Genomic DNA, 22,816 nt, shown 5'->3' with positions numbered 1-22,816 from the left:
CCCTCTAAGTTAGCCGTATTACAACTTACTTTTTGAAACCCAGGCGTTGCAGGAATGCTTCATACGACTCGCGGTACATGTCCACTTCGGGCGCCATGTCGGCTGCCTGCTTGTAAGCCGTTAACGCATCGGTAAGCAACAGGTTTTGCTCAAAAAATCCGGCCTGAACATACAGTTCAAGGGCGGTTTGCTCACCAAAAGAAGTATTCACTTCATTCCATGCTGTTTCAACTTCAGTTTTACGATTTCCCCTCAGCCGTTTGATGCCACACCGGGCCGATTCGTTGCCGTCTTTTGAAACAACCCGAATGAGGTAGTGCTGCGTTCCTTTCAGTTTCGGGTCGTTCAGGTCAATCAACAGGCTGTTGCCGTCCACTTTGTAGCGGGCTAATTCATCCTCACCCAAATCCATAACAATAACGTCAGCCTGAGTTGACGCACCGGGGTTTTGCCAGCTTACTGCCAGCTTGTCGCCAAAATGTTCGGAAGTTTGTGGAAGAAAAACGGTGAGCGCCATTTTCACATCGCGGTGTACGGCCCCGGTTGCAGCGAGTTTGTTCTTTTTATCTTCTTCACTGCTAAGAATAAAATCGGTGTACTTGTTTAGTACGGTAGAACCTTTGCTTAACCGGGCCGCCAAATCGGCCAGGTTGTAATTGCCGGCCTCTTTAACTTCCAGCGGCTTGCCGCTGGCGTGCATAAGTCCCAAATACGAGTTTTCGGCCACTTTAACTTCATCAGAAGCATTCAGGTTTGCACCCACTTTAATAGCCGACCAGGCCTCGCCTGATTTAACCTCGGTCTTCCCTTTGCTAACCAGTACTTTAAAAGCATAAGTTTGTGCAAAAGCAACTGATGTCGTAATCAAAAAAAACAATACGATTGTCCAACGGTAGTTTTTCATAGAAATAGGTTTTGAGTTATTTCTCACTTTCAAGAACACTATAAACCAAAATCAGAATTACTAATTCTGAATAATTATTTCTTTTTTAATCCCTGACGAATCAGAAAATCGTTATACGCTTCGGCATAGAAAGGCACATCGGGCGCTAGGCGGATGGTCTCCTCATACGCTGCTATTGCATCAATCAGTAATCCCTTTTCTTCGTAAAAGCCTGCCAGAAAGAATTTATTTAAGGCAGTAGGCTCAGACACTTCTGATGAAATTTCGTTAAGCGATTTTTTCATCTTCTCCTGGTCAGCCGGTGAAAGTTTCTTAATCAGATACTGCTCAGAAGCAATTTTTGCATCATTCTTGGCGCTCACCTCTATAAGCAACGCACTTAAATCGCTAAACCGGGTATCGTTAAGATTAAGTTCAATACGGGTATCGGCTGTTTCAATACGGGCTACATTATCGCCAAACATGTTTACAATATTCACCACAAAAGGGCCTTTGGTTTTATTGCTCTCCCATCTTATTACAGCCACATTGTTAAATACCGATGAATACTGATTGCTGGGCAGCATTACGCTAATGTCATCAGCCGTGCCGCGGTGAACAGCCCCGGTAGCACTGAGTTTATTCTTTTTTTCTTCAGAATTACTGCTCAGGATGAAGTCGGTGTATTTATTGAGTACGCTCGAACCACCGGCACTTACCTGCGATTCAAGGGCTGAAACCTTGTAACTGCCAGCGGTTTTTATTTCCATGGGTTTGCCGCTGGCATGAAACAGCCCGATATAAGCGTTATCGGCCACTTTAATCTCATCATTGGGCTTTAGAGTGGCCCCGGTTTTAACCGGTTGCCATGAATCGCCCGATTTAACCTCGTTATTTCCTTTATTTGCAACCACTTTGAACGCATAGCTTTGTGCCTGGCCAAAGGTTGCTGCGCCAATAAGCACAAAAGAAATTACCATTGATAAGCGACTGATTTTCATGTCTTTTCTTTTGATTTAGGGATCTAATTTAACTAAAAAACGGTATTCAGGGCTTAATACTCATTGACCTTTTTTGGTAAACCAACGACTTTTAAATAGTAAAAATCGGTTTTTCAGGTACTCAGCCAAACTCTTAATTACCCCATTATACAATTCAAAACTTGTGCCAACCACGGCCACTACAGCCAGGGTCCAGGTAACATTAAACTTGAAGTTAAACCAGTTTAAGAATTCTATCATTAAAAAAGAGAACAACACTATTTGAAACAACTGAACCGTCACACTTATGGCATCAAACCATTTTTCATTTTTATCCATTATGTAAACGAAGAGGGCTACATTTAAAAAACATACTACAATCGCTATGGCTATTTCCTGCCAGGTTTTTAACACTTCAATGTAGTCTTCCTCCAGTATCATGGAAACGATATTGGCATGAACAACCACACCATACATATCGGGCCGGGCCTTGCCGGCATATTTTTTATTGAGTGGCGTAAAAAATTTGTCGTCCCATGAAGTATCGGTCAGGTCTCCGCCCAGAAAACCCATAATTACAATTTTATCCTTAATCATTTCGCCAACAAACTGGGTCGTATCAAGTGCCTGGTCCCAGTCGAGCACGATGTACCGGCCTGCATAATTCGAGGCTCCATGCCAGTCCACAATATTGCCTTTGTAGTTGATCACTTCAAGTTCATTGTCACGTGCCAGGAAGCGATTAGTTTTTACCGAATCATAAATCATGGCCATTCGTACCGAAAAGGCAAGTTCGCGCTGTCCGTTTACCATCATTTTCGGATTAAACCTGCGGCAGGCCTTCAAATCTTCCTGGTGCGCAGCTTCGGTTTCAAGGTTTACAAATCCTTCGTAAGCACCGGGCATTAGTGTAGGATACGTATGCTCAATGGAATCGTACACATCAATATCGCCAAACTTTTTCACCAGTTTCGCGGTCTGTTGCAGCTTATGTGCCATCACCACATTGCCTGCCTGCTGTATGGCATACGCGAAATACATGTTGCCCATGGTATCGTACGCCTGGGGGCATATGGTAGAATCCTGCAGCCAGTCGCAACTGAAAATAATATCAAGGCCAATTACTTTCGGTTTGTGCTTACTCAGGTTAATAATTTGTTGGCCGATTTCTGCTCGCGACAGATACCCGATGTTAACAATCACAATGTTGGTATCCATGGGCGGGTCTTCGCGGATTTGCGAAAAGGCAATGTCTGTCAATTCCATGTCGCCCAATGCCTGCCCAAGCGGATCGAACGCATCAAACACACGAAGTTGCGTTATGCCGTACAATCCGCCCAATACCATAAAAACAAATGCCGAGCCGGCAAAACAGTCGAGCCAGAATTTTCTCATAATAATTCGGGATGTATCTAGTAAATTTAGAAATTTAGTTTCCTATTCCTAACAATCAACAAGTTGAAACAACGCCTGCGAGTAAATGAATACCTGGATGGAATCAACCGGGGCGACCGGTTGATACTGGCAAAAGCACTCACACTAATTGAAAGTACGCTTGATTCCGACCGCAAGGAAGCCGGAAAACTACTCGGCAAACTGAAGCCGACTGCAAAGGATACCATTCGGATTGGAATTACCGGTGTGCCCGGTGTCGGTAAAAGCAGTTTTATTGAATCCTTCGGGAGCATGCTGACAAAGCATAACAAAAAAGTAGCGGTGCTGACCGTTGACCCGACAAGCCAGTTGAGTAAGGGGAGTATTCTTGGCGATAAAACTCGTATGGAAATTCTGTCAAAAAACCCAGCCGCATTCATTCGTCCCTCTCCCTCCGGTGGGGCACTGGGCGGAACAGCCCTACGGACACGCGAATCAATATTGCTCTGCGAAGCAGCCGGGTTTGATGTCATCCTGGTTGAAACCGTAGGTGTTGGACAGTCGGAAGTTGCCGTTAAGGGAATGGTTGATTTTTTTCTGTTGCTGATACTGGCCGGTGCAGGTGATGCGCTGCAGGGAATTAAGCGGGGTATCATGGAAATGGCCGATGGGCTGGTGATTACCAAAGCCGATGGCGACAATAAAAAAAAATCGGCTGAAGCAAGGGCCGAATACCAGCAGGCACTTCAGCTTTTTCGTACCGAAGAATCCGGATGGGAACCTCCAGTACTGACTTGCTCAGCCCTGGAGCACACCGGTATGGAAGAAATCTGGAAAATGATTCTGTCTTATAAAGAAAAAACATCAAAAAACAATTTTTGGAAACTCAACCGGCAAAGACAATCGGTAAACTGGTTTCATGAGTATGTTCAGCAAGGGCTGATGGCAGAAATTCAACAGTCGCCCCGTATCGGTAAACTCATACGGAGGTTGGAACTTGAGGTGGTCCAAAATAACCAGTTGCCGGTGCTGGCAGGCGAAAAACTTCTTGCCGCATTCAGGCGCAAACTTTTATCCACTTAATGCTAAAATCATGCGCATTTGCTTTTTGCTCTGCTGCCTGCTTATTCTCTGCCGCTGCGAAAATCCTTCAGGTAACCAATCATCATCCGGTCAGTCATCAGACTCAATTAAGTATGCTTCCGGTTTTACGGTAAAATATGTTGATGAGGCCAAACTCGTTGAAGTACTGAACCCTTATCCCGGGGCAAAATCAGGCTACCGGTATCTGCTGGTTCAGCACGACAGGCCCGTTCCTGCAAACCCTTATAATGCGCGTATTATCCGGGTTCCGGTTAAACGGATTGTATGTACTTCAACAACGCATATTCCGTTATTGGATTATCTCGAAGAAACGGATGCGCTTACCGGATTTCCAACACTTGACTACATCAGTTCACAAAAGACCCGAAAGCGAATTGATGACGGTAAGATTTTGGATCTCGGTATCGATAAGGGCATGGATATTGAACGGTTGGCATTATTAAAACCCGATATGGTAATGGGGTATACCATGACAGCCGATATCGGGCAGTTTAAAAAAATTGAAGAAATGGGTATACCCGTAGTTATCAATGCCGAATACCTGGAAAAACATCCGCTGGGCCGGGCCGAGTGGATTAAGTTTATGGCCCTGTTTTTTAATAAAGAAAAGTTGGCCGATTCTGTTTTCAGGGCTATCGAACGAGAGTATCTTATAACACAGGATTTGGTTAAAACCGTAACCCTGAAACCTACCGTACTCAGCGGCATTCTTTACCGCGATGCGTGGTTTCTTCCGGGCGGTCAGAACTATGCAGCCCGGTTGCTCCGGGATGCGGGGTGCCGGTATCTGTGGGAAGCCGATTCGTCAAACGGTTTTCTTGAGCTCAGTTTTGAGTCAGTATATGCGCGGGCACAGCAAGCCGATTTATGGATTGGCGTTGCCTCGTTTACTGCGCTAAGTGAAATGGCAGCAGCCGATAACCGATACACTAAATTCAGCCCGTTTATTAACCGAAAGGTTTTTACATACAATGCACGCAAAGGGGCAAAAGGCGGGAGCGAATTTCTGGAATTGGGGTACCTGCGGCCGGATATTATTTTAAAAGATTTGGTGAAGATTGCCCATCCGGAGCTACTTCCCGATCATAAGTTGTATTTTCATGCTCAGCTTCAATAAAAAAGCCATTCCGAAAATCTATCAGAATGGCCTTAAATTTATCTAAGGAAACTACACCTTAATCTCAACATCCACCCCGCTGGGCAATTCCAGTTTCATCAGGGCATCAACCGTTTTAGCGCTGTTGGAATAGATATCAACCAACCGCTTAAAGGTGCACAACTGAAACTGTTCGCGTGATTTTTTGTTCACGTGGGGTGAGCGCAATACGGTAAATACTTCCCTCTCAGTAGGCAACGGAATAGGCCCGCTTACAACTGCCCCGGTGGCTTTTACCGCACGAACAATCTTCTCGGATGACTTATCAACGAGGTTGTGATCGTAGGATTTTAATTTGATTCGGATTTTCTGGTTCATAATCTAAACGTCTTTTAGATATTATTTTGCGGCAACAGCGCCTTTTACTTCATCAATTACTTTTTCAGCGAGGTTTTTCGGTACCGGTGCATAGTGCGAGAACGTGAGCGTAGCTGAAGCCCTGCCCGAAGTAATCGTTCGTAAATCGGTTACGTAACCAAATAGTTCAGCTAACGGAACATCAGCCTTAATAACCTGGGCACCAGCCCGGCTGTCCATGCCCTTCATTAAACCCCTTCGCCTGTTCAAATCACCGGTTACCGATCCGGTAAATTCATCGGGGGTTAATACTTCAACACTCATAATCGGCTCCAGCAACTGCGGATTGCACTTGGCGGCAGCTTCTTTAAAACCGATGCGAGCGGCCAGTTCAAACGAAAGGGAATCAGAGTCAACATCATGGTAGGAGCCGTGGAAGAGTTTCACCTTCATGGCGTCAATGGGGTAACCCGCCAGCGGACCATTCACCATAGCCTGGGCAAAGCCTTTTTCGACAGCCGGAATAAATTCACGTGGAATAACACCGCCCACAATGGCATTTTCAAACAGCAATCCTTCCTTACCATCATCGCGTGGCCCGATTTCAAACACGATATCAGCAAATTTACCGCGGCCACCGGTTTGCTTTTTGTACACTTCTTTATGCTCAACGGTGGTGGTAAGCGCTTCTTTATAGGCCACCTGCGGGGCCCCCTGGTTAATTTCAACCTTGAACTCCCGCTTTAACCGGTCAATAATAATTTCCAGGTGCAGTTCGCCCATCCCGCGCAAAATTGTCTGGCCGGTTTCCTGATCGGTATTCACACGCAGGGTCGGGTCTTCCTCAACGAGTTTAGAGATAGCCATACCCAGCCGATCCACATCGGCTTGTTTTTTGGGTTCAATGGCATAGCCGATAACCGGCTCGGGGAACACCATGGATTCGAGAACAACTTTGCGTTTTTCATCACAAAGCGTATCGCCTGTTTTAATGTCTTTAAAACCCACAACTGCTCCGATATCCCCTGCTGCCAACCGTTCAATCTGGTTCTGCTTGTTGGCGTGCATCTGGAACACGCGCGAAATCCTTTCTTTTTGTTCGGAACGTGTATTGTAGATGTACGAGCCTGACTCTAACACTCCGGAATAGGCCCGGATAAAGCACAAACGCCCTACAAACGGGTCGGTAGCAATTTTAAATGCAAGCGCTACAAAGGGTTCTTTCTCGTCAGGCTTAACCAATACTTCTTCGTTTGTGTCCGGATTGGTACCAACAATATTGTCTTTGTCCAACGGTGAGGGCAATAATTCCATCACATAATCCAGCATGGTTTGAACACCTTTGTTCTTGAACGATGAACCACACACCATTGGTACAATTTTCATACTGATGGTGGCCTCACGCAGAGCCTTTAAAATTTCTTCTTCGGTAATGGAGTTCGGATCGTTGAAGTACTTTTCAATCAGCGTTTCATCAACCTCGGCAACTGCTTCAAGCAGCTTCTCACGGTACTCTTTGGCTTCTTCCACCATGTCATCCGGAATCGGAACGACTTCGTAGGTCATTCCTTTATCTTCCACATTCCAAATGATACCCCGGTTATTGATAAGATCAACTACACCCCGGAAGTTTTCTTCTGTACCAATGGGTAATTGCAGCGGCACAGCTTTGCTGCCCAGTTTTTCCTTAACCTGCTTGCACACGTTAAGGAAGTCGGCTCCGGCACGGTCCATTTTGTTCACAAACCCGATACGGGCTACCTTATAGTTATCGGCCAGGCGCCAGTTCGTTTCCGACTGGGGCTCAACACCATCAACGGCACTGAACAAGAAAACGAGGCCGTCTAACACGCGCAGCGAGCGGTTCACCTCAACGGTAAAGTCAACGTGCCCGGGTGTATCAATAATATTTACGTGGTACTTATTACCGCGGTAATTCCAATAAACCGTAGTTGCTGCCGAAGTAATGGTAATACCACGCTCCTGCTCCTGGGCCATCCAGTCCATGGTGGCCGTTCCTTCGTGTACCTCGCCCAGCTTATAGTTAACGCCCGCATAATAGAGAATGCGTTCTGTTGTGGTTGTTTTACCGGCATCAATATGCGCAGCAATACCAATATTCCGAGTGTATTTTAAATCCCTTGCCATTTTCGCGAAATCGTGCTATTAAAACCTGAAATGTGAGAATGCCTTGTTGGCTTCGGCCATGCGGTGGGTATCGTCTTTCTTTTTTATGGCTGCGCCTTCACCCTTTGACGCAGCGATGATTTCACCGGCCAGTTTGTCCATCATGGTTTTTTCACCGCGCAGGCGGGCAAAATCAATCAACCACTTAATGCTCAGGTTAATTCTGCGCTCTGGCCGGATTTCAACAGGCACCTGAAACGTGGCCCCACCAACCCTGCGGCTTTTTACTTCCACCGAAGGCATTACATTATTCATGGCCCGCTTCCACACTTCCAAGCCACTTTCATTGGTCTTCTTTTCCACGATGTCGATGGCATCGTAGAAAATGGAATACGCCACACTTTTCTTACCCCGCTCCATCAGGTAGTTCACAAATTTGGTTACCAGGGTATCCTGAAATTTCGGATCAGGCAGGAGGTATCTCTTTTTCGGTTTTGATTTTCTCATGCGTACTTATTTTTTAGCAGCGGCAGCTCCCGCTTTAGGACGTTTAGCTCCATACTTCGACCGGCTTTGAAGGCGGCCATTAACACCGGCTGTATCCAACGCACCGCGGATAATGTGGTAACGTACTCCGGGCAAATCCTTTACACGGCCACCCCGGATGAGCACGATAGAGTGCTCCTGCAGGTTATGGCCTTCGCCAGGTATATAGGCGTTAACTTCTTTCTGATTGGTTAACCGCACACGCGCCACTTTGCGCATAGCGGAATTGGGTTTCTTGGGCGTTGTGGTGTACACACGTGTGCACACACCCCTGCGCTGCGGACATGAGTCAAGCGCGGGCGACTTTGACTTTGAGGTCAACTGCTTTCTTCCCTTGCGTACAAGTTGTTGAATGGTAGGCATTTGGTTTTATTCCGTTTTACCTTAAAAATTTGGACTGCAAAGGTATTATAAAGAAAGAAAGGATACAAAAACCTCTGTAAAAGATTTTCGTATCCTTTTTATGCGTTTTTGGACTGATTTAGGCCCTTTTATTCTCAAGCCTCGCCTATTGCTCCTCCGAAATTCATGGGGAATTTGGGCATCTCCGTGGTTTGTTTTATAGGCCCGAATGTATGCTCGTACTTATCGATATTATCACTTAAGGCGGCCAGCAGCCGTTTGGCATGTTCCGGTGTAATGATTACCCGCGATTTTACGCGGGCCTTCGGAACACCGGGCATTAACCGGATAAAGTCGATGACAAACTCGCTGTTGGAGTGGGCAATCATGGCCAGGTTAGAATAAACTCCTTCAGCCACCTCTTCGGATAACTCGATGTTTATCTGGTTCTGCGGTTGCTTGTCTTTCATTTCCTCAGCCATGATCTTTAAAAATTAATCCTGCAATTCCCTTTCCCGATCGCGCTCTTTGGTTTCCATCGATTTGGTAAACGCTTCGTACTCGTCCTTGTGCGTAACAATCATATCGCTAAACCTGCGCTGACCCGTTCCTGCCGGGATGAGGTGACCTACAATCACATTCTCCTTCATGCCCATCAACTGATCAGCTTTACCACGAATAGCTGCTTCGCTGAGCACTTTGGTGGTTTCCTGGAAGGAGGCCGCAGAAAGCCAGCTCTCGGTTTTTAACGAAGCTTGAGTGATACCCTGCAAAGTTGGCCTCGATACAGCCGCCAATGCATCGCGTACTTCAACAAGCCTCTGGTCTTTTCGCCTGAGTTGGGAGTTTTCATCACGCAAATCCCTTGCCGTAATAATTTGTCCTGGCTTGAAACGCTGAGAATCTCCTGCATCCACTACTACCTTCTTATCAAGAATTTTATCGTTCTCTTCGCGGAAGATGAATTTGTCAACGTATTCACCAGGCAGGAAGTTCGTGTCGCCCGGATCAAGTATCTCAACCTTCTGCATCATCTGGCTAACGATGGCTTCGATGTGCTTGTCGTTGATTTTCACACCCTGCAAACGATAGACTTCCTGAATCTCGTTTACCAGATATTCCTGAACAGCCGTAGGGCCTTTAATAGCAAGGATATCCGTGGGTGAAATCGATCCATCGGATAACGATTGCCCTGCTTTCACAAAATCATTATCCTGAACCAGAATATGCTTCGAAAGCGGCACCAAATAACGCTTCTGTACACCGTCACGTGATTCGATGAAGATTTCACGATTACCGCGCTTGATGCCTCCGTACGTTACTACTCCGTCAATTTCGCTAACCACAGCCGGGTTGGAAGGATTTCGCGCCTCGAACAATTCGGTTACACGCGGAAGCCCTCCGGTAATATCCCGAGATTTACCGATGGTGCGCGGAATCTTGGCCAATACCTGGCCGGCTTTAATTTTTTCACCTTGCTCTACAGCGAGGTGAGCACCCACCGGAATGTTATACGATTTAGTCTCTGCTTTACCTTTAACAATCACCGCGGGGTTCTTGGTCTTATCGCGGGTCTCGGTAATTACCTTTTCGCGGTGACCGGTTTGCTCGTCCGACTCTTCTTTGTACGTTACTCCTTCGATGATTGATTCGTACTCAATCTCACCATCAAATTCTGAAAGAATAACCGCATTGTACGGATCCCAATAGCATAACTCCTCACCTTTTTCCACGGACTGAGCTTCTTTTACTTTAAGAAATGCACCGTAAGGAACGTGGTTTGCAATAAGCACGCGCTTCCGTTCTTTATCCATAATCCGGATTTCGCCAGAGCGGGCCATTACTACCTGCACTTTGTTCCCTTCCCGATCGGTTGTTTCAATGGTGCGAATACCTTCAAACTCAACCACACCGGGGAATTTTGCTTTCAGGTTGGCATCAACAGCAATGTTGGATGCCGTACCACCCACGTGGAAGGTACGCAGGGTAAGTTGTGTACCCGGTTCACCGATTGATTGTGCAGCAATAACGCCAACGGCTTCTCCTACTTCTACCATCTTGCCGGTAGCCAGGTTACGGCCATAGCATTTGGCACATCCGCCCAGCCGCGACTCGCAGGTAAGCAGCGAGCGTATTTCAACTTCTTCAAGACTGGTTGCTTCAATGCGTTTGGCAATTTCATCGGTAATCTCGGCATTAGCAGGGCATATCAACTCATCTGTGAGCGGATCATAAATATCGTGCACGGTAACACGGCCTACAATGCGTTCAGACAAAGGCTCAACAATATCCTCATTGTCCTTAAGAGCAGTAACTTTCAGGCCTCGCAGGGTTCCGCAATCCTCTTCGGTGATGACAAGGTCATGCGCCACATCCACCAACCTGCGGGTAAGGTATCCGGCATCGGCTGTTTTCAATGCTGTATCGGCCAAACCTTTACGGGCACCGTGTGTGGAAATAAAGTATTCCAATACATCAAGGCCTTCCTTAAAGTTGGAGAGAATAGGGTTCTCGATAATGGAACCTACCGAACCAGCCAGGTTTTTCTGCGGCTTGGCCATAAGCCCACGCATGCCGCCAAGCTGGCGCACCTGCTCGCGCGAACCCCGTGCTCCGGAGTGCATCATCATGTAAATCGGGTTAAACCCTTGCTGATCATCTTCCAACTGGCGCATCAGCGTGTTGGTGAGCATGGTATTTGTGCGGGTCCAGATGTCGATTACCTGGTTATAGCGCTCGTTGTCGGTAATAAGTCCCATCATGTAATTATTCCATACCGCATCAACTTCCTTCTGCGCTTCGGTAACGTACTTTTCTTTCTCAGCCGGCACCTTCACATCGTTAAGACCCATGGAAAGCCCGCCTTTGTAGGCCATTTGGAAGCCCAAATCTTTAATGTCATCAAGGAATTTGGCTGTTTTAGACATACCCGAAACCTTGTACACATCAGCTATAATAGTCTGAAGTTTTTTCTTTGTCAGGAGTTCATCAACAAATCCAACTTCTTCAGGAACATATTGATTGAATAATACTCTGCCGGCTACGGTTTCAATTGTTTTAAACGATAGTTCGCCAGTATCTTTATCGCGCAGCTTAACACGCACTTTAATAAAAGCATGCTTAGACAATTTGCCTTCGTTGTGCGCAATAATTACCTCTTCGGCTGAAAAGAATTTTCTGCCTTCACCTAACACAGGTTTTTCGGGTGTACCTTTTCTTCCTTTAGTAAGGTAATACAGTCCCAATACCATGTCCTGCGAGGGTACCGTGATGGGTGCACCGTTAGCCGGGTTAAGGATGTTGTGTGAGGATAACATTAAAATAGAAGCCTCCAAAATAGCTTCATGTCCAAGCGGCACATGCACAGCCATTTGATCACCATCAAAGTCGGCATTAAAAGCTGTACATACCAGTGGATGCAATTGGATTGCTTTTCCTTCGATTAATTTAGGCTGGAACGCCTGGATACCCAACCGGTGCAACGTAGGGGCGCGGTTGAGCAGAACCGGATGTCCTTTCAGTACGTTTTCGAGAATATCCCAAATAACCGGGTCCTTGCGATCAACGATTTTCTTTGCCGACTTAACGGTTTTAACGATTCCTCGTTCAATGAGCTTGCGGATGATAAAGGGCTTGAACAGTTCGGCTGCCATATCTTTAGGCAAACCACATTCATGGAGTTTTAACTCAGGGCCCACCACAATAACCGATCGGCCGGAGTAATCCACACGCTTACCAAGCAGGTTTTGGCGGAACCGTCCTTGCTTTCCTTTGAGCATATCGCTCAATGATTTTAATGCGCGGTTTCCATCGGAACGCACCGCATTCACTTTGCGTGAATTATCAAACAGGGAGTCAACCGCTTCCTGGAGCATCCGCTTTTCGTTACGCAGAATCACTTCAGGGGCTTTGATGTCAATCAGTCGTTTGAGGCGGTTGTTCCGGATGATTACGCGCCTGTACAGATCGTTCAGGTCGGAGGTGGCAAAGCGGCCGCCATCCAGCGGTACGAGCGGACGAAGTTCGGGTGGAATGACCGGCACCATTTTAATTACCATCCACTCGGGCCTGTTTTCAACCCGTGTGTTCGCTTCGCGGAAAGCTTCAACCACTTTCAAACGTTTCAATGCTTCAGCCTTACGTTGCTGCGAGGTGTCGGTAGCTGCCTGGTGGCGAAGGTCATACGAGAGCGTATCCAAATCAAGGCGCGAAAGCAGCATTTCCAACGCTTCGGCACCCATTTTTGCGATGAATTTCTTTGGATCGTTGTCGTCAAGCAGTTGGTTTTCGCGTGGAAGTTTGTCAACAATATCCAGGTACTCTTCTTCGGTGAGGAAATCCATCTTGTTTATGCCATCTTCCTCTTTAATACCGGGCTGAATTACCACATAGCGTTCGTAGTAAATAATCTGATCGAGTTTCTTGGTGGCCAGGCCGAGCAGGTAACCAATTTTGTTTGGTAAAGAACGGAAATACCAGATGTGCGCTACGGGCACCACCAGTTCAATGTGGCCCATGCGTTCGCGCCTTACCTTCTTTTCGGTAACCTCAACACCGCACCGATCGCAAATGATGCCTTTATACCGGATGCGCTTGTATTTTCCGCAATGACATTCCCAATCCTTTACCGGGCCGAAAATCCGTTCGCAGAACAACCCCCCCATTTCGGGTTTGTAGGTCCGGTAGTTAATGGTTTCCGGCTGGGTAACTTCACCATGTGAGCTTTCCAGAATCGATTCCGGGGAAGCCAGGCTGATGGTAATCTTTGAGAAGTCGTTGTTAATTTTTTTATTCTTTCTGAAAGACATGCTAAAAGTAGTTTTCAGTTAAAAGTTCATTTTCAAAACCGGCATTAATCCATGGTGATCTCCAGTGCAAGACCGCGCAATTCGTGCACGAGTACGTTAAACGACTCGGGGATATTCGGTTTGCGCATGGGTTCACCTTTTACAATCGACTCGTACGCCTTGGCACGACCCACCACATCGTCTGATTTAATGGTGAGTATCTCCTGAAGGATGTGCGAGGCACCAAATGCTTCAATAGCCCACACCTCCATTTCGCCAAAGCGCTGACCGCCAAACTGGGCTTTACCACCCAACGGTTGCTGCGTAATAAGCGAGTAGGGCCCAATGGAGCGTGCGTGCATCTTGTCATCAACCAGGTGGCCGAGTTTAAGCATATAGGCCACACCCACGGTAACGGGCTGATCGAACTTATCTCCGGTCAATCCATCGTACAGGTAGGTTCTTCCAAAGTCGGGCAACCCGGCTTCTTTCAGTTCATGCTGCACTTCTTCAAGGGTTGCACCGTCAAAAATCGGGGTAGCATACTTCCGGCCCAATTTAAGACCGGCCCATCCCAGCACGGCTTCGTAAAGTTGTCCCAGGTTCATACGCGAAGGTACACCCAGCGGATTCAGGCAAATATCAACCGGTGTTCCGTCTTCCAGAAATGGCATATCTTCTTCGCGAACAATTTTTGCCACAACACCTTTGTTTCCGTGTCGACCGGCCATTTTATCGCCCACTTTAAGTTTGCGCTTTTTGGCAACGTAAACTTTTGCGAGCTGAACGATGCCGGTGGGCAACTCATCTCCTACTTCCAGTGTAAATCGCTCGCGTTTAAATTCACCGGCATAAGTATTTCGCTTCACCAGGTAGTTTTTAACTAATTCGGCTACCAATTCGTTGGTATGGTCATCACTGGTCCAGTTATCAAGCGAAACATCGCTAATCAGGTTAACCTCTTCGGGAACCGCATAATTACTTTCGTCACGATAGATATTCTTATCGGGGAAGAGGTTGCTCTCGATTACTTTGGTAGTAAATTTTACTCCTTTAGAAATCAACTCATCGCCAAATTTATGACGTACTCCGTTGCTGGTTTTACCGCTTAACAGGGTAGTCAGTTTTTTAATAACCTCAGCACGCAAATCCGATAGCTGTTTGCTGTACCGTGATTTCAGTGCATCCAGTTCTTTCTTCGATTTATTGCGAACATCTTTATCGCGTTTGGGGCGAGAGAATAATTTGGTGTCAATAACCACACCTTTAAGTGATGGCGGTGCCTTAAGCGAAGCATCTTTTACATCGCCAGCCTTATCGCCAAAGATGGCGCGCAGCAGTTTTTCTTCGGGTGTAGGGTCTGTTTCACCTTTTGGTGTAATCTTTCCGATTAGGATGTCACCCTCTTTTACTTCGGCACCAACCCGGATGATACCGTTTTCATCAAGGTGTTTAACGGCCTCTTCGCTTACGTTCGGAATTTCAGAAGTAAGTTCTTCTTCACCGCGCTTGGTGTCGCGAACTTCCAATTCAAATTCTTCAATATGAATGGAAGTGTAGATGTCATCGCGCACCACTTTTTCAGAGATAACGATAGCATCTTCGAAGTTGTAACCTTGCCACGGCATGTAGGCCACCAACAGGTTCCGGCCCAGAGCAAGTTCACCCGCACTGGTAGCGTAACCTTCAACGAGCGGCTGGCCTTTTGCAACCCGTTCGCCTTTCTTCACAAGCGGGGTATGATTGATGCAGGTATCCTGGTTGGTTCTGCGGAATTTCACCAGGTTATAGGTTTTAACTTCGGTATCGAAGTTAACGAGGCGTTGTTCTTCGGTAAGGTCGTAGCGGATAACAATTTTACGGGCATCAACAAACTCAACAACACCGTCACCTTCGGCTGTAATCAATGCGCGCGAATCCAGGGCAATGCGACCTTCCAGGCCGGTACCCACAATGGGTGTTTCGGGCCGCACGAGCGGAACTGCCTGCCGTTGCATGTTTGAGCCCATGAGTGCACGGTTGGCATCATCGTGTTCCAGGAACGGAATCATGGAAGCAGCCACCGACACAATCTGGTTCGGGGCAATGTCCATAAACCTCACTTCCTTCGGCTCAACCACAGGGAAATCGCCTTCAAAGCGGGCCTTTACCTTTTCATCTACAAACTCACCATTCTGTTTCAGCTTTGCATTGGCCTGGGCAATGTTGTGCGTATCCTCTTCTTCGGCAGTCAAGAACACAAGTTCTTTGGTCTTTACCTTACCGTTTTCAACTTTCCGGTAAGGAGTTTCAATAAAGCCCATCTTGTTCACTTTAGCGTGAACGCAGAGGGATGAAATAAGACCGATGTTCGGACCTTCGGGTGTTTCAATTGTACACAAGCGGCCGTAGTGGGTATAATGTACGTCACGGACTTCGAAGCCTGCGCGTTCGCGCGAAAGACCACCCGGCCCCAAAGCCGACATTCTGCGCTTGTGCGTAATTTCCGCCAGCGGATTGGTCTGATCCATAAATTGCGAAAGCTGGTTCGTACCGAAAAACGAATTGATAACAGACGACAGCGTGCGTGCATTAATCAGGTCAACCGGCTTGAAGTCTTCGTTATCACGCACATTCATGCGTTCTTTAATGGTGCGGGCCATACGGGCAAGACCAACACCAAACTGTGAATAAAGTTGTTCGCCTACTGTTCTTACCCTGCGGTTACTCAGGTGGTCGATATCATCAACCACAGCTTTTGAGTTTATCAGCCCGATCAGGTACTTCACAATCAGAATGATATCGTCCTTGGTGAGTACGCGCTGATCGTAACCCAAATCAAGTCCCAATTTTTTGTTGATTCGATAACGGCCTACTTCGCCAAGGTCATACCGCTTTTCGCTGAAGAACAAACTGTTAATGATATCACGGGCTGTTTGTTCATCAGGAGCCTCGGTGTTTCTGAGCTGGCGATAGATTTGTTCCACCGCTTCTTTCTCCGAGTTGGAGTTATCCTTAGCCAGCGTATTGAAGATGATTGTATAATCGGCCACGTTCACATCATCGCGATGCAGGATGATGGACTTCACACCGGATTCTAGAATGGTTTCAATATCTTCCGGTGTAAGCACATGGTCGCGCTCAAGCAATACTTCGTTCCGGTCGATGGAAACCACTTCACCGGTATCTTCGTCAACAAAGTCTTCCGTCCAGGTGCGCAAAACACGGGCGGCCAGTTTGCGGCCGGCTACTTTCTTCAGGGTGTTTTTGTTGGCCTCCACTTCTTCGGAAAGGCCGAACAAATCGAGAATATCTTTATCGGTTCCATAACCAATTGCGCGAAGCAAAGTGGTTACGGGGAACTTTTTCTTACGGTCGATATAAGCGTACATTACCGCGTTAACATCGGTAGCAAACTCTATCCACGATCCTTTGAACGGGATAATCCGGGCGGAGTACAGTTTGGTACCGTTGGTGTGCTTGCTCATGGCAAAGAACACACCCGGTGAACGGTGCAACTGCGAAACGATTACCCGCTCAGCACCATTAATAACAAATGAGCCCTTTTCCGTCATGTAAGGGATATTGCCCAGAAACACTTCCTGTTCAATGGTTTCAAAATCTTCATTATCCTCATCGTTGCAGGTGAGGCGCAGTTTGGCTTTCAGCGGAACCGAGAAAGTTAATCCGCGGTCTATACACTCATCCACATTATACTTTGGCGGATCGATGGTGTAGTCAACGAATTCGAGCACAAAGTTTTCGCGCGAATCGGATATGGGGAAGTTTTCTGCAAAAACTTTATACAAGCCTTCGTTCTGCCGTTTTTCGGCAGGGGTATCTATTTGTAAAAAATCTTTAAACGACTGGAGTTGTACATCCAGAAAATCAGGGTAGTCGATTACCTTTTCAATTTTAGAAAAGTCGATTCTACCATTGCTATTTTTCTTTGCCAAGGTGTTAACGTTTAATGTTCAAGTCCCGGACGGTTTTGTGGCGGGTAACAGGCCACGTATAAACAGGAATAGACCTCACTCCGGCTTGCAACCGGGGCGAGGTCTGAACCTTACTTTTCAGACGGTACCCAGCGTCTTCAAGAAGTTACTTCAACTCAACTTCGGCACCAGCCTCAACGAGTTGCTTCTTCAGGTTTTCGGCTTCGTCTTTCGGTAATCCTTCTTTTATGGTTTTCGGTGCACCGTCTACCACATCTTTAGCTTCTTTCAGGCCAAGACCGGTAAGTTCTTTCACCAGCTTTACGATTTGAAGTTTGTTGGCACCGGGGGCTTTTAACACAACATCGAAGTTGGTTTTTTCAGCAGCAGGAGCGCCAGCGCCACCACCGGCAGCAGGGCCTGCAACTGCAACCGCTGCAGCGGCCGGTTCAATGCCATAGGTTTCCTTCAGGTAGGATGCCAGTTCGTTTACTTCTTTTACGGTGAGTTCAACAAGTTGATCTCCGAGTGATTTAATGTCCGCCATGTTAACTTTAGATTTAAAATTTTTGATTCAACAATTATTTACCACGTGTTTCTAATGCTTTAACCAGCCCGGCTACCTTATGCTCGCCACTTAACAGAGCCGAGATAACGTTCTTAGCCGGAGATTGCAGCAATGAAATGATTTCGCCAATGAGCTCGTTTTTACTCTTGAGCTCAGCCAGCGTATTCAGGTTTTCATCCCCGATGAAAAAATCGGAGTCGATGGAGGCCGCTTTTAAAACCGGTTTGCCTTCCAGCTTTTTTCTGAACTCCTTAATGACTTTTGCCGGGGTGTTGCCAGCTTCTTTGGAGAAGATGACCCCCGAAAAACCATGGAGCACTTTAAAAAGCGGAGAGTAATCCACTCCTTCGCGTCTTTCGAGTGCCTTGCGAATAAGCGTGTTTTTATACACGCCATATTCAATGCCGCTCTTGAAACACATTCTACGGAATAAGTTTACCTGCTCAACGGTTAACCCGCCTGCATCGGTAAGGTAGAAGTGTGAGTGGGCCGCAAACTTCTTTTCAAGCTCCTCAATGATCTGTGCTTTTTCTTCTCTGGTCATGTTACAGTTTTCTTAAATACCAGCAATTGTACTCGTGTCAATCCGAATACCCGGACTCATCGTTGACGAGATGCTGATACTTTTGAAGTAGGCACCTTTCGCGGATGCGGGTTTCAGTTTGGCAATCGTCTGGATCATTTCCAGGGCGTTATCCCTGATTTTTTCAGCCGGGAAGGAAGCTTTCCCGATGCTGACGTGAATGATTCCAGCCTTATCTATTTTGAAATCGATTTTACCGGCCTTTACTTCTTTGACGGCTTTACCGACTTCGAGCGTAACAGTTCCTGATTTGGGGTTGGGCATTAAGCCGCGGGGGCCTAACACCTTGCCAAGTTTACCTACCTTGGCCATTACGGTGGGAGTACAGATGATCACATCGATATCCGTCCAGCCGCCTTCAATTTTCTGGATGTAATCGTCAAGACCAACATGGTCAGCCCCGGCATCTTTTGCTTCCTGAACCTTATCAGGCGTGCAAAGTACCAGTACGCGGACGGTCTTGCCGATGCCGTGCGGCAGTGACACTACTCCGCGAACCATCTGGTCGGATTTTTTCGGATCCACGCCCAGGCGAACATCCAGATCAACGGAGGCATCGAACTTGGTGAAGGTAATTTCCTTCAGCATTTTTGAAGCATCCTCCAGCGAATATTCCTTTTCGAGGTTATACTTGCCAATTACGGCTTTTCTGTTTTTTGATATACGTGCCATGACTTTTTAAGTAACCGTCAACCAAGTTTTAGTTTTTCCACGGAGGTGTTCCTGATACAGTAACACCCATACTGCGGGCCGTACCGGCAATCATTTTCATTGCCGATTCAATTTTAAAAGCGTTCAGATCGGGCATTTTTGTTTCGGCTATTTTTTTTACCTGGTCCCAGGTAATGGAGCCGATTTTGTTCCTGTTTGGTTCAGCGGAACCTTTCTGCTTTTTCATGGCCTCCAGAATGAGGTTAGCAGCCGGAGGTGTTTTGATGACGAAGTCAAACGACTTATCATTGTAGATGGTAATCAGCACCGGCAATAACTGTCCGGGTTTGTCCTGTGTACGCGCATTAAACTGTTTGCAAAAATCCATGATGTTTAGACCCTTGCTACCCAAAGCCGGACCGATTGGTGGTGACGGATTGGCCGCGCCTCCTTTTACCTGTAATTTCAAATACCCTGTTACTTCCTTTGCCATATCTGTGTTCTTAATCTAATTTCTCAACCTGCATGTAATTCAATTCCACCGGTGTATTGCGGCCGAATATTTTTACCATCACATTCAGTTTCTTTTTCTCTTCAAATATCTCTTCAACTGTGCCGGTAAACCCGCTGAAAGGTCCATCCATTACTTTAACCGACTCGCCTTTGATAAACGGGGTTTCCAGTTTTTCATCAAACGTGTCTATCTCGTCAACCTTTCCTAAAATGCGGTTTACTTCGGATTGCCGGAGCGGAACCGGATCTTTTGAGGACCCCGTACCATTGCTGCCTAAAAAACCAATAACACCCGGGATGTTGTTTACCGAGTGAAATGCCTCTCCATGCGACAAGTCGGCTGAAATCAGCACATAACCCGGAAAGAAATTTCTCTCCCGTACGCGCTTTTTACCGCCACGCATTTCGTACACTTTTTCCGAAGGGATTAACACCTGCGGGATATACTCCCTTAGTTTTTCCCGTTCAATCTCGTTTTCCAGGTAGGTCTTAACCTTTTTTTCCTGGCCGCTGATTACCCGAAGAACATACCACTTTAACTCGCCCATCACCGCTGCCATTTAAAATTCACGGTAAAACCACTCTAACCCCGTTTTAAAAACCCAATCAATACCGCCAATTACAAGCGCAAAAATGGTGGAAGCAACCAGCACCAGGATGGCACTGCCCTGCAACTCCTTATAGCTTGACCATGAAACCTTGTTTTTGATTTCATCCCAGGACTCTGCGATATAGGTGGTAAGTTTTTGCATGACTAAGGCCTTTCGCGTTTTATTGTTCTGACCGGGTTTAACCCGGAATTTACTTTGCACGGGTGGAGAGACTCGAATGCTGATGCTCCGATCAGCATCCTGACCAACCGTTGTAACGGCTTGTCAGGACTCCCAGGCTTTCCACCTGAATTACCTTCGCACGGGTGGAGAGACTCGAACTCCCAGCCTGCGGTTTTGGAGACCGCTGCTCTGCCAATTGAGCTACACCCGTAAAAAAACCGGCTTTAACCCCAGAGCTTGCAGACTCACAACCTCTTGAGAAACACCAGATTACACCATCAAACCTCGCGAAACCCAAAAGGACTGCAAAGGTAGAAAGAGTAATGTATAAAACAAAGGCGCTTCTTAAAAATTCAGAAACGCCTTTCCATGCCCCTTGGTAATTGGGCTAACCTGTTGATTTACTGTTTAGTCGAGGATTTCAGTTACCTGACCGGAACCTACCGTACGACCACCCTCGCGGATAGCGAAACGGAGTCCCTTTTCCATAGCGATTTTGTTGATCAATTCAACCTCAATGGAAATGTTATCGCCAGGCATAACCATTTCAACACCGGCAGGGAGTTTAATCTCACCGGTAACATCGGTAGTGCGGAAATAGAACTGCGGACGATACTTGTTAAAGAACGGGGTATGACGGCCGCCTTCTTCTTTAGACAGAACGTAAACTTCGGCTTTAAATTTAGCGTGCGGAGTTACGGAACCGGGTTTGCAAATAACCATACCCCTGCGGATTTGGTCTTTTTCAATACCACGGAGCAACAACCCTACGTTGTCACCGGCTTCGCCTCTGTCAAGAATCTTGCGGAACATCTCCACACCGGTAATAACTGACGAAAGGTTTTCGGCACCCATGCCGAGAATCTGAACGGCATCACCGGTTTTGATAACACCGCGCTCAATACGCCCGGTGGCTACCGTACCCCGACCGGTAATTGAGAAGACGTCTTCAACCGGCATCAGGAAGTCCTTGTCAATCAACCGAACCGGCAGCGGGATGTACTCATCAACCGCATTCATCAGTTCTTCAATTTTTTCAACCCACTTCGGCTCGCCATTCAGTCCGCCAAGGGCCGAACCACGGATTACAGGAATTTTGTCGCCAGGGAAATCATAGGAAGAAAGCAATTCGCGTACTTCCATTTCAACCAGGTCAAGTAATTCAGGGTCATCTACAAGGTCGACCTTGTTCATAAATACTACCAGGGCAGGTACACCTACCTGGCGGGCCAGCAGGATGTGCTCGCGGGTTTGAGGCATGGGACCATCGGTGGCGGCCACTACAAGAATGGCACCGTCCATCTGCGCGGCACCGGTAACCATGTTCTTTACATAGTCAGCGTGACCGGGACAGTCAACGTGTGCGTAGTGACGCTTTTCAGTCTGATACTCAACGTGTGAGGTGTTGATGGTAATTCCACGCTCTTTTTCTTCGGGAGCGTTGTCAATAGAAGAGAAGTCGCGCTCAGCAGCGAGACCTTTCTTCGCGAGCACTTTGGTGATAGCCGCAGTAAGGGTTGTTTTACCGTGGTCAACGTGACCGATGGTACCAACGTTTACGTGGGGTTTCGAACGATCAAATGTTTCTTTAGCCATTGTTGAAAATCCAGTTTAAAGTGTATAAATCAATTTAAGTTGTTACAAATCAATATTACCTCTTAACTTATTAAGAAGCACACACCCTAAACATGGTAAGCCTGTCGAATAAGGGTTTATTCGGAAAACCAAACATTTCCGTTACCGGTGTTCGCTACGCACCCGGAAATAACATGGTTTTACTATCAATCAATAATTTTTACGTGAATCACGGCTTGATTCACTTCGGCATCCGAATGCATCATATACCTGAGCTGTTGAAGGGAATTGAACCCTCGACCTCTTCCTTACCAAGGAAGTGCTCTACCCCTGAGCTACAACAGCATACTGGCCGTTAGTTGTTGGTTGTTAATCGCTTGTTCTCTAACAACCAACAACCGGTAACTAACAACTGAACTCAGAGCGGGAGACGAGGCTCGAACCCGCGACCTGCAGCTTGGAAGGCTGCCGCTCTACCAACTGAGCTACTCCCGCCTGTTTTCTCCTCATTTATTAAGAGAACTTCTCTGCCATCTTGAGGCTCATTTTAACTGAGCTATGCAGACGAAGGCGAAGCCTTGTCTGCATCCAGACTTGCACAGCAACGTCTGGACTCCCGCGTTTCAATTGACGCTTTAGATTG

General features: G+C 46.9%; 19 protein-coding genes and 3 tRNA genes. 2 read left to right on the top strand and 20 right to left on the bottom strand.

The features are described 5' to 3' along the window. Window positions 1–25: 25 nt before the first annotated feature. The 3 genes from HRU69_06840 to HRU69_06830 all read right to left on the bottom strand — a co-directional run bounded on the left by HRU69_06840 (window position 26) and on the right by HRU69_06830 (window position 3,258). A complete protein-coding gene (locus tag HRU69_06840; protein QOI97222.1) occupies window positions 26–904 on the bottom strand; it encodes a hypothetical protein in 879 nt (292 codons plus the stop codon). A 74-nt stretch (window positions 905–978) separates the two neighbouring features. Beyond that, window positions 979–1,884, bottom strand: coding sequence for a hypothetical protein (locus HRU69_06835; protein ID QOI97221.1), 906 nt, complete (start codon window positions 1,882–1,884; stop codon window positions 979–981). Window positions 1,885–1,944: 60 nt separating this feature from the next. After that, window positions 1,945–3,258 (bottom strand): CHASE2 domain-containing protein, encoded by a 1,314-nt coding sequence (locus HRU69_06830; GenBank protein ID QOI97220.1) that lies wholly within the window; start codon window positions 3,256–3,258, stop codon window positions 1,945–1,947. 63 nt (window positions 3,259–3,321) lie between these two features. Between HRU69_06830 and meaB the strand changes: the two genes are divergently transcribed. After that, on the top strand, window positions 3,322–4,320 hold the full coding sequence (meaB, locus tag HRU69_06825; protein QOI97219.1) for a methylmalonyl Co-A mutase-associated GTPase MeaB: 999 nt from the start codon (window positions 3,322–3,324) through the stop codon (window positions 4,318–4,320). Between the two features lie 10 nt (window positions 4,321–4,330). Beyond that, window positions 4,331–5,458 (top strand): ABC transporter substrate-binding protein, encoded by a 1,128-nt coding sequence (locus tag HRU69_06820; GenBank protein ID QOI97218.1) that lies wholly within the window; start codon window positions 4,331–4,333, stop codon window positions 5,456–5,458. A gap of 51 nt (window positions 5,459–5,509) precedes the next feature. Here HRU69_06820 and rpsJ read toward each other — a convergent pair whose 3' ends face one another. The 17 genes from rpsJ to HRU69_06735 all read right to left on the bottom strand — a co-directional run bounded on the left by rpsJ (window position 5,510) and on the right by HRU69_06735 (window position 22,668). Beyond that, entirely contained in the window at window positions 5,510–5,815 is a 306-nt protein-coding gene (rpsJ, locus tag HRU69_06815) for a 30S ribosomal protein S10 (GenBank protein QOI97217.1), read from the bottom strand. A 21-nt stretch (window positions 5,816–5,836) separates the two neighbouring features. Beyond that, window positions 5,837–7,942 (bottom strand): elongation factor G, encoded by a 2,106-nt coding sequence (gene fusA, locus HRU69_06810; protein QOI97216.1) that lies wholly within the window; start codon window positions 7,940–7,942, stop codon window positions 5,837–5,839. Window positions 7,943–7,960: 18 nt separating this feature from the next. Further along, window positions 7,961–8,428 (bottom strand): 30S ribosomal protein S7, encoded by a 468-nt coding sequence (gene rpsG, locus HRU69_06805; protein QOI97215.1) that lies wholly within the window; start codon window positions 8,426–8,428, stop codon window positions 7,961–7,963. Window positions 8,429–8,434: 6 nt separating this feature from the next. Then, complete coding sequence (locus HRU69_06800; protein QOI97214.1) at window positions 8,435–8,830, bottom strand: 30S ribosomal protein S12; 396 nt, start codon at window positions 8,828–8,830, stop codon at window positions 8,435–8,437. A gap of 134 nt (window positions 8,831–8,964) precedes the next feature. After that, entirely contained in the window at window positions 8,965–9,291 is a 327-nt protein-coding gene (locus HRU69_06795; GenBank protein ID QOI97213.1) for a DUF3467 domain-containing protein, read from the bottom strand. Window positions 9,292–9,303: 12 nt separating this feature from the next. Then, window positions 9,304–13,617, bottom strand: a complete 4,314-nt coding sequence (gene rpoC, locus HRU69_06790) for a DNA-directed RNA polymerase subunit beta' (protein QOI97212.1) — start codon at window positions 13,615–13,617, stop codon at window positions 9,304–9,306. Between the two features lie 44 nt (window positions 13,618–13,661). After that, the gene (rpoB, locus tag HRU69_06785) at window positions 13,662–17,531 is read right to left on the bottom strand and encodes a DNA-directed RNA polymerase subunit beta (protein QOI97211.1); all 3,870 of its coding nucleotides are present in this window, start codon (window positions 17,529–17,531) and stop codon (window positions 13,662–13,664) included. A 145-nt stretch (window positions 17,532–17,676) separates the two neighbouring features. After that, entirely contained in the window at window positions 17,677–18,057 is a 381-nt protein-coding gene (gene rplL, locus HRU69_06780) for a 50S ribosomal protein L7/L12 (protein QOI97210.1), read from the bottom strand. 34 nt (window positions 18,058–18,091) lie between these two features. Further along, window positions 18,092–18,622, bottom strand: a complete 531-nt coding sequence (locus HRU69_06775; GenBank protein ID QOI97209.1) for a 50S ribosomal protein L10 — start codon at window positions 18,620–18,622, stop codon at window positions 18,092–18,094. A 12-nt stretch (window positions 18,623–18,634) separates the two neighbouring features. After that, the gene (locus tag HRU69_06770; protein ID QOI97208.1) at window positions 18,635–19,333 is read right to left on the bottom strand and encodes a 50S ribosomal protein L1; all 699 of its coding nucleotides are present in this window, start codon (window positions 19,331–19,333) and stop codon (window positions 18,635–18,637) included. Window positions 19,334–19,361: 28 nt separating this feature from the next. Next, window positions 19,362–19,805: a 50S ribosomal protein L11 gene (gene rplK, locus HRU69_06765; protein QOI97207.1), complete on the bottom strand. Its 444-nt coding sequence runs from the start codon at window positions 19,803–19,805 to the stop codon at window positions 19,362–19,364. Between the two features lie 10 nt (window positions 19,806–19,815). Continuing rightward, entirely contained in the window at window positions 19,816–20,373 is a 558-nt protein-coding gene (nusG, locus tag HRU69_06760) for a transcription termination/antitermination factor NusG (protein QOI98848.1), read from the bottom strand. 12 nt (window positions 20,374–20,385) lie between these two features. Continuing rightward, on the bottom strand, window positions 20,386–20,577 hold the full coding sequence (secE, locus tag HRU69_06755) for a preprotein translocase subunit SecE (protein QOI97206.1): 192 nt from the start codon (window positions 20,575–20,577) through the stop codon (window positions 20,386–20,388). 159 nt (window positions 20,578–20,736) lie between these two features. Then, window positions 20,737–20,809, bottom strand: a tRNA-Trp gene (locus HRU69_06750). A 197-nt stretch (window positions 20,810–21,006) separates the two neighbouring features. Further along, window positions 21,007–22,194: an elongation factor Tu gene (gene tuf, locus HRU69_06745; GenBank protein ID QOI97205.1), complete on the bottom strand. Its 1,188-nt coding sequence runs from the start codon at window positions 22,192–22,194 to the stop codon at window positions 21,007–21,009. A gap of 252 nt (window positions 22,195–22,446) precedes the next feature. Continuing rightward, window positions 22,447–22,518: transfer RNA gene (locus HRU69_06740), tRNA-Thr, on the bottom strand. Between the two features lie 77 nt (window positions 22,519–22,595). Next, a tRNA-Gly gene (locus HRU69_06735) sits at window positions 22,596–22,668 on the bottom strand. Window positions 22,669–22,816: the final 148 nt, after the last annotated feature.

This window comes from Flammeovirgaceae bacterium, assembly GCA_015180985.1.
In the GTDB taxonomy this organism is placed as follows: Bacteria; Bacteroidota; Bacteroidia; order Cytophagales; family Cyclobacteriaceae; genus UBA2336.
Note: the sequence above shows the minus strand (reverse complement) of the source record. Positions and strands in the feature narration are given on the sequence as shown.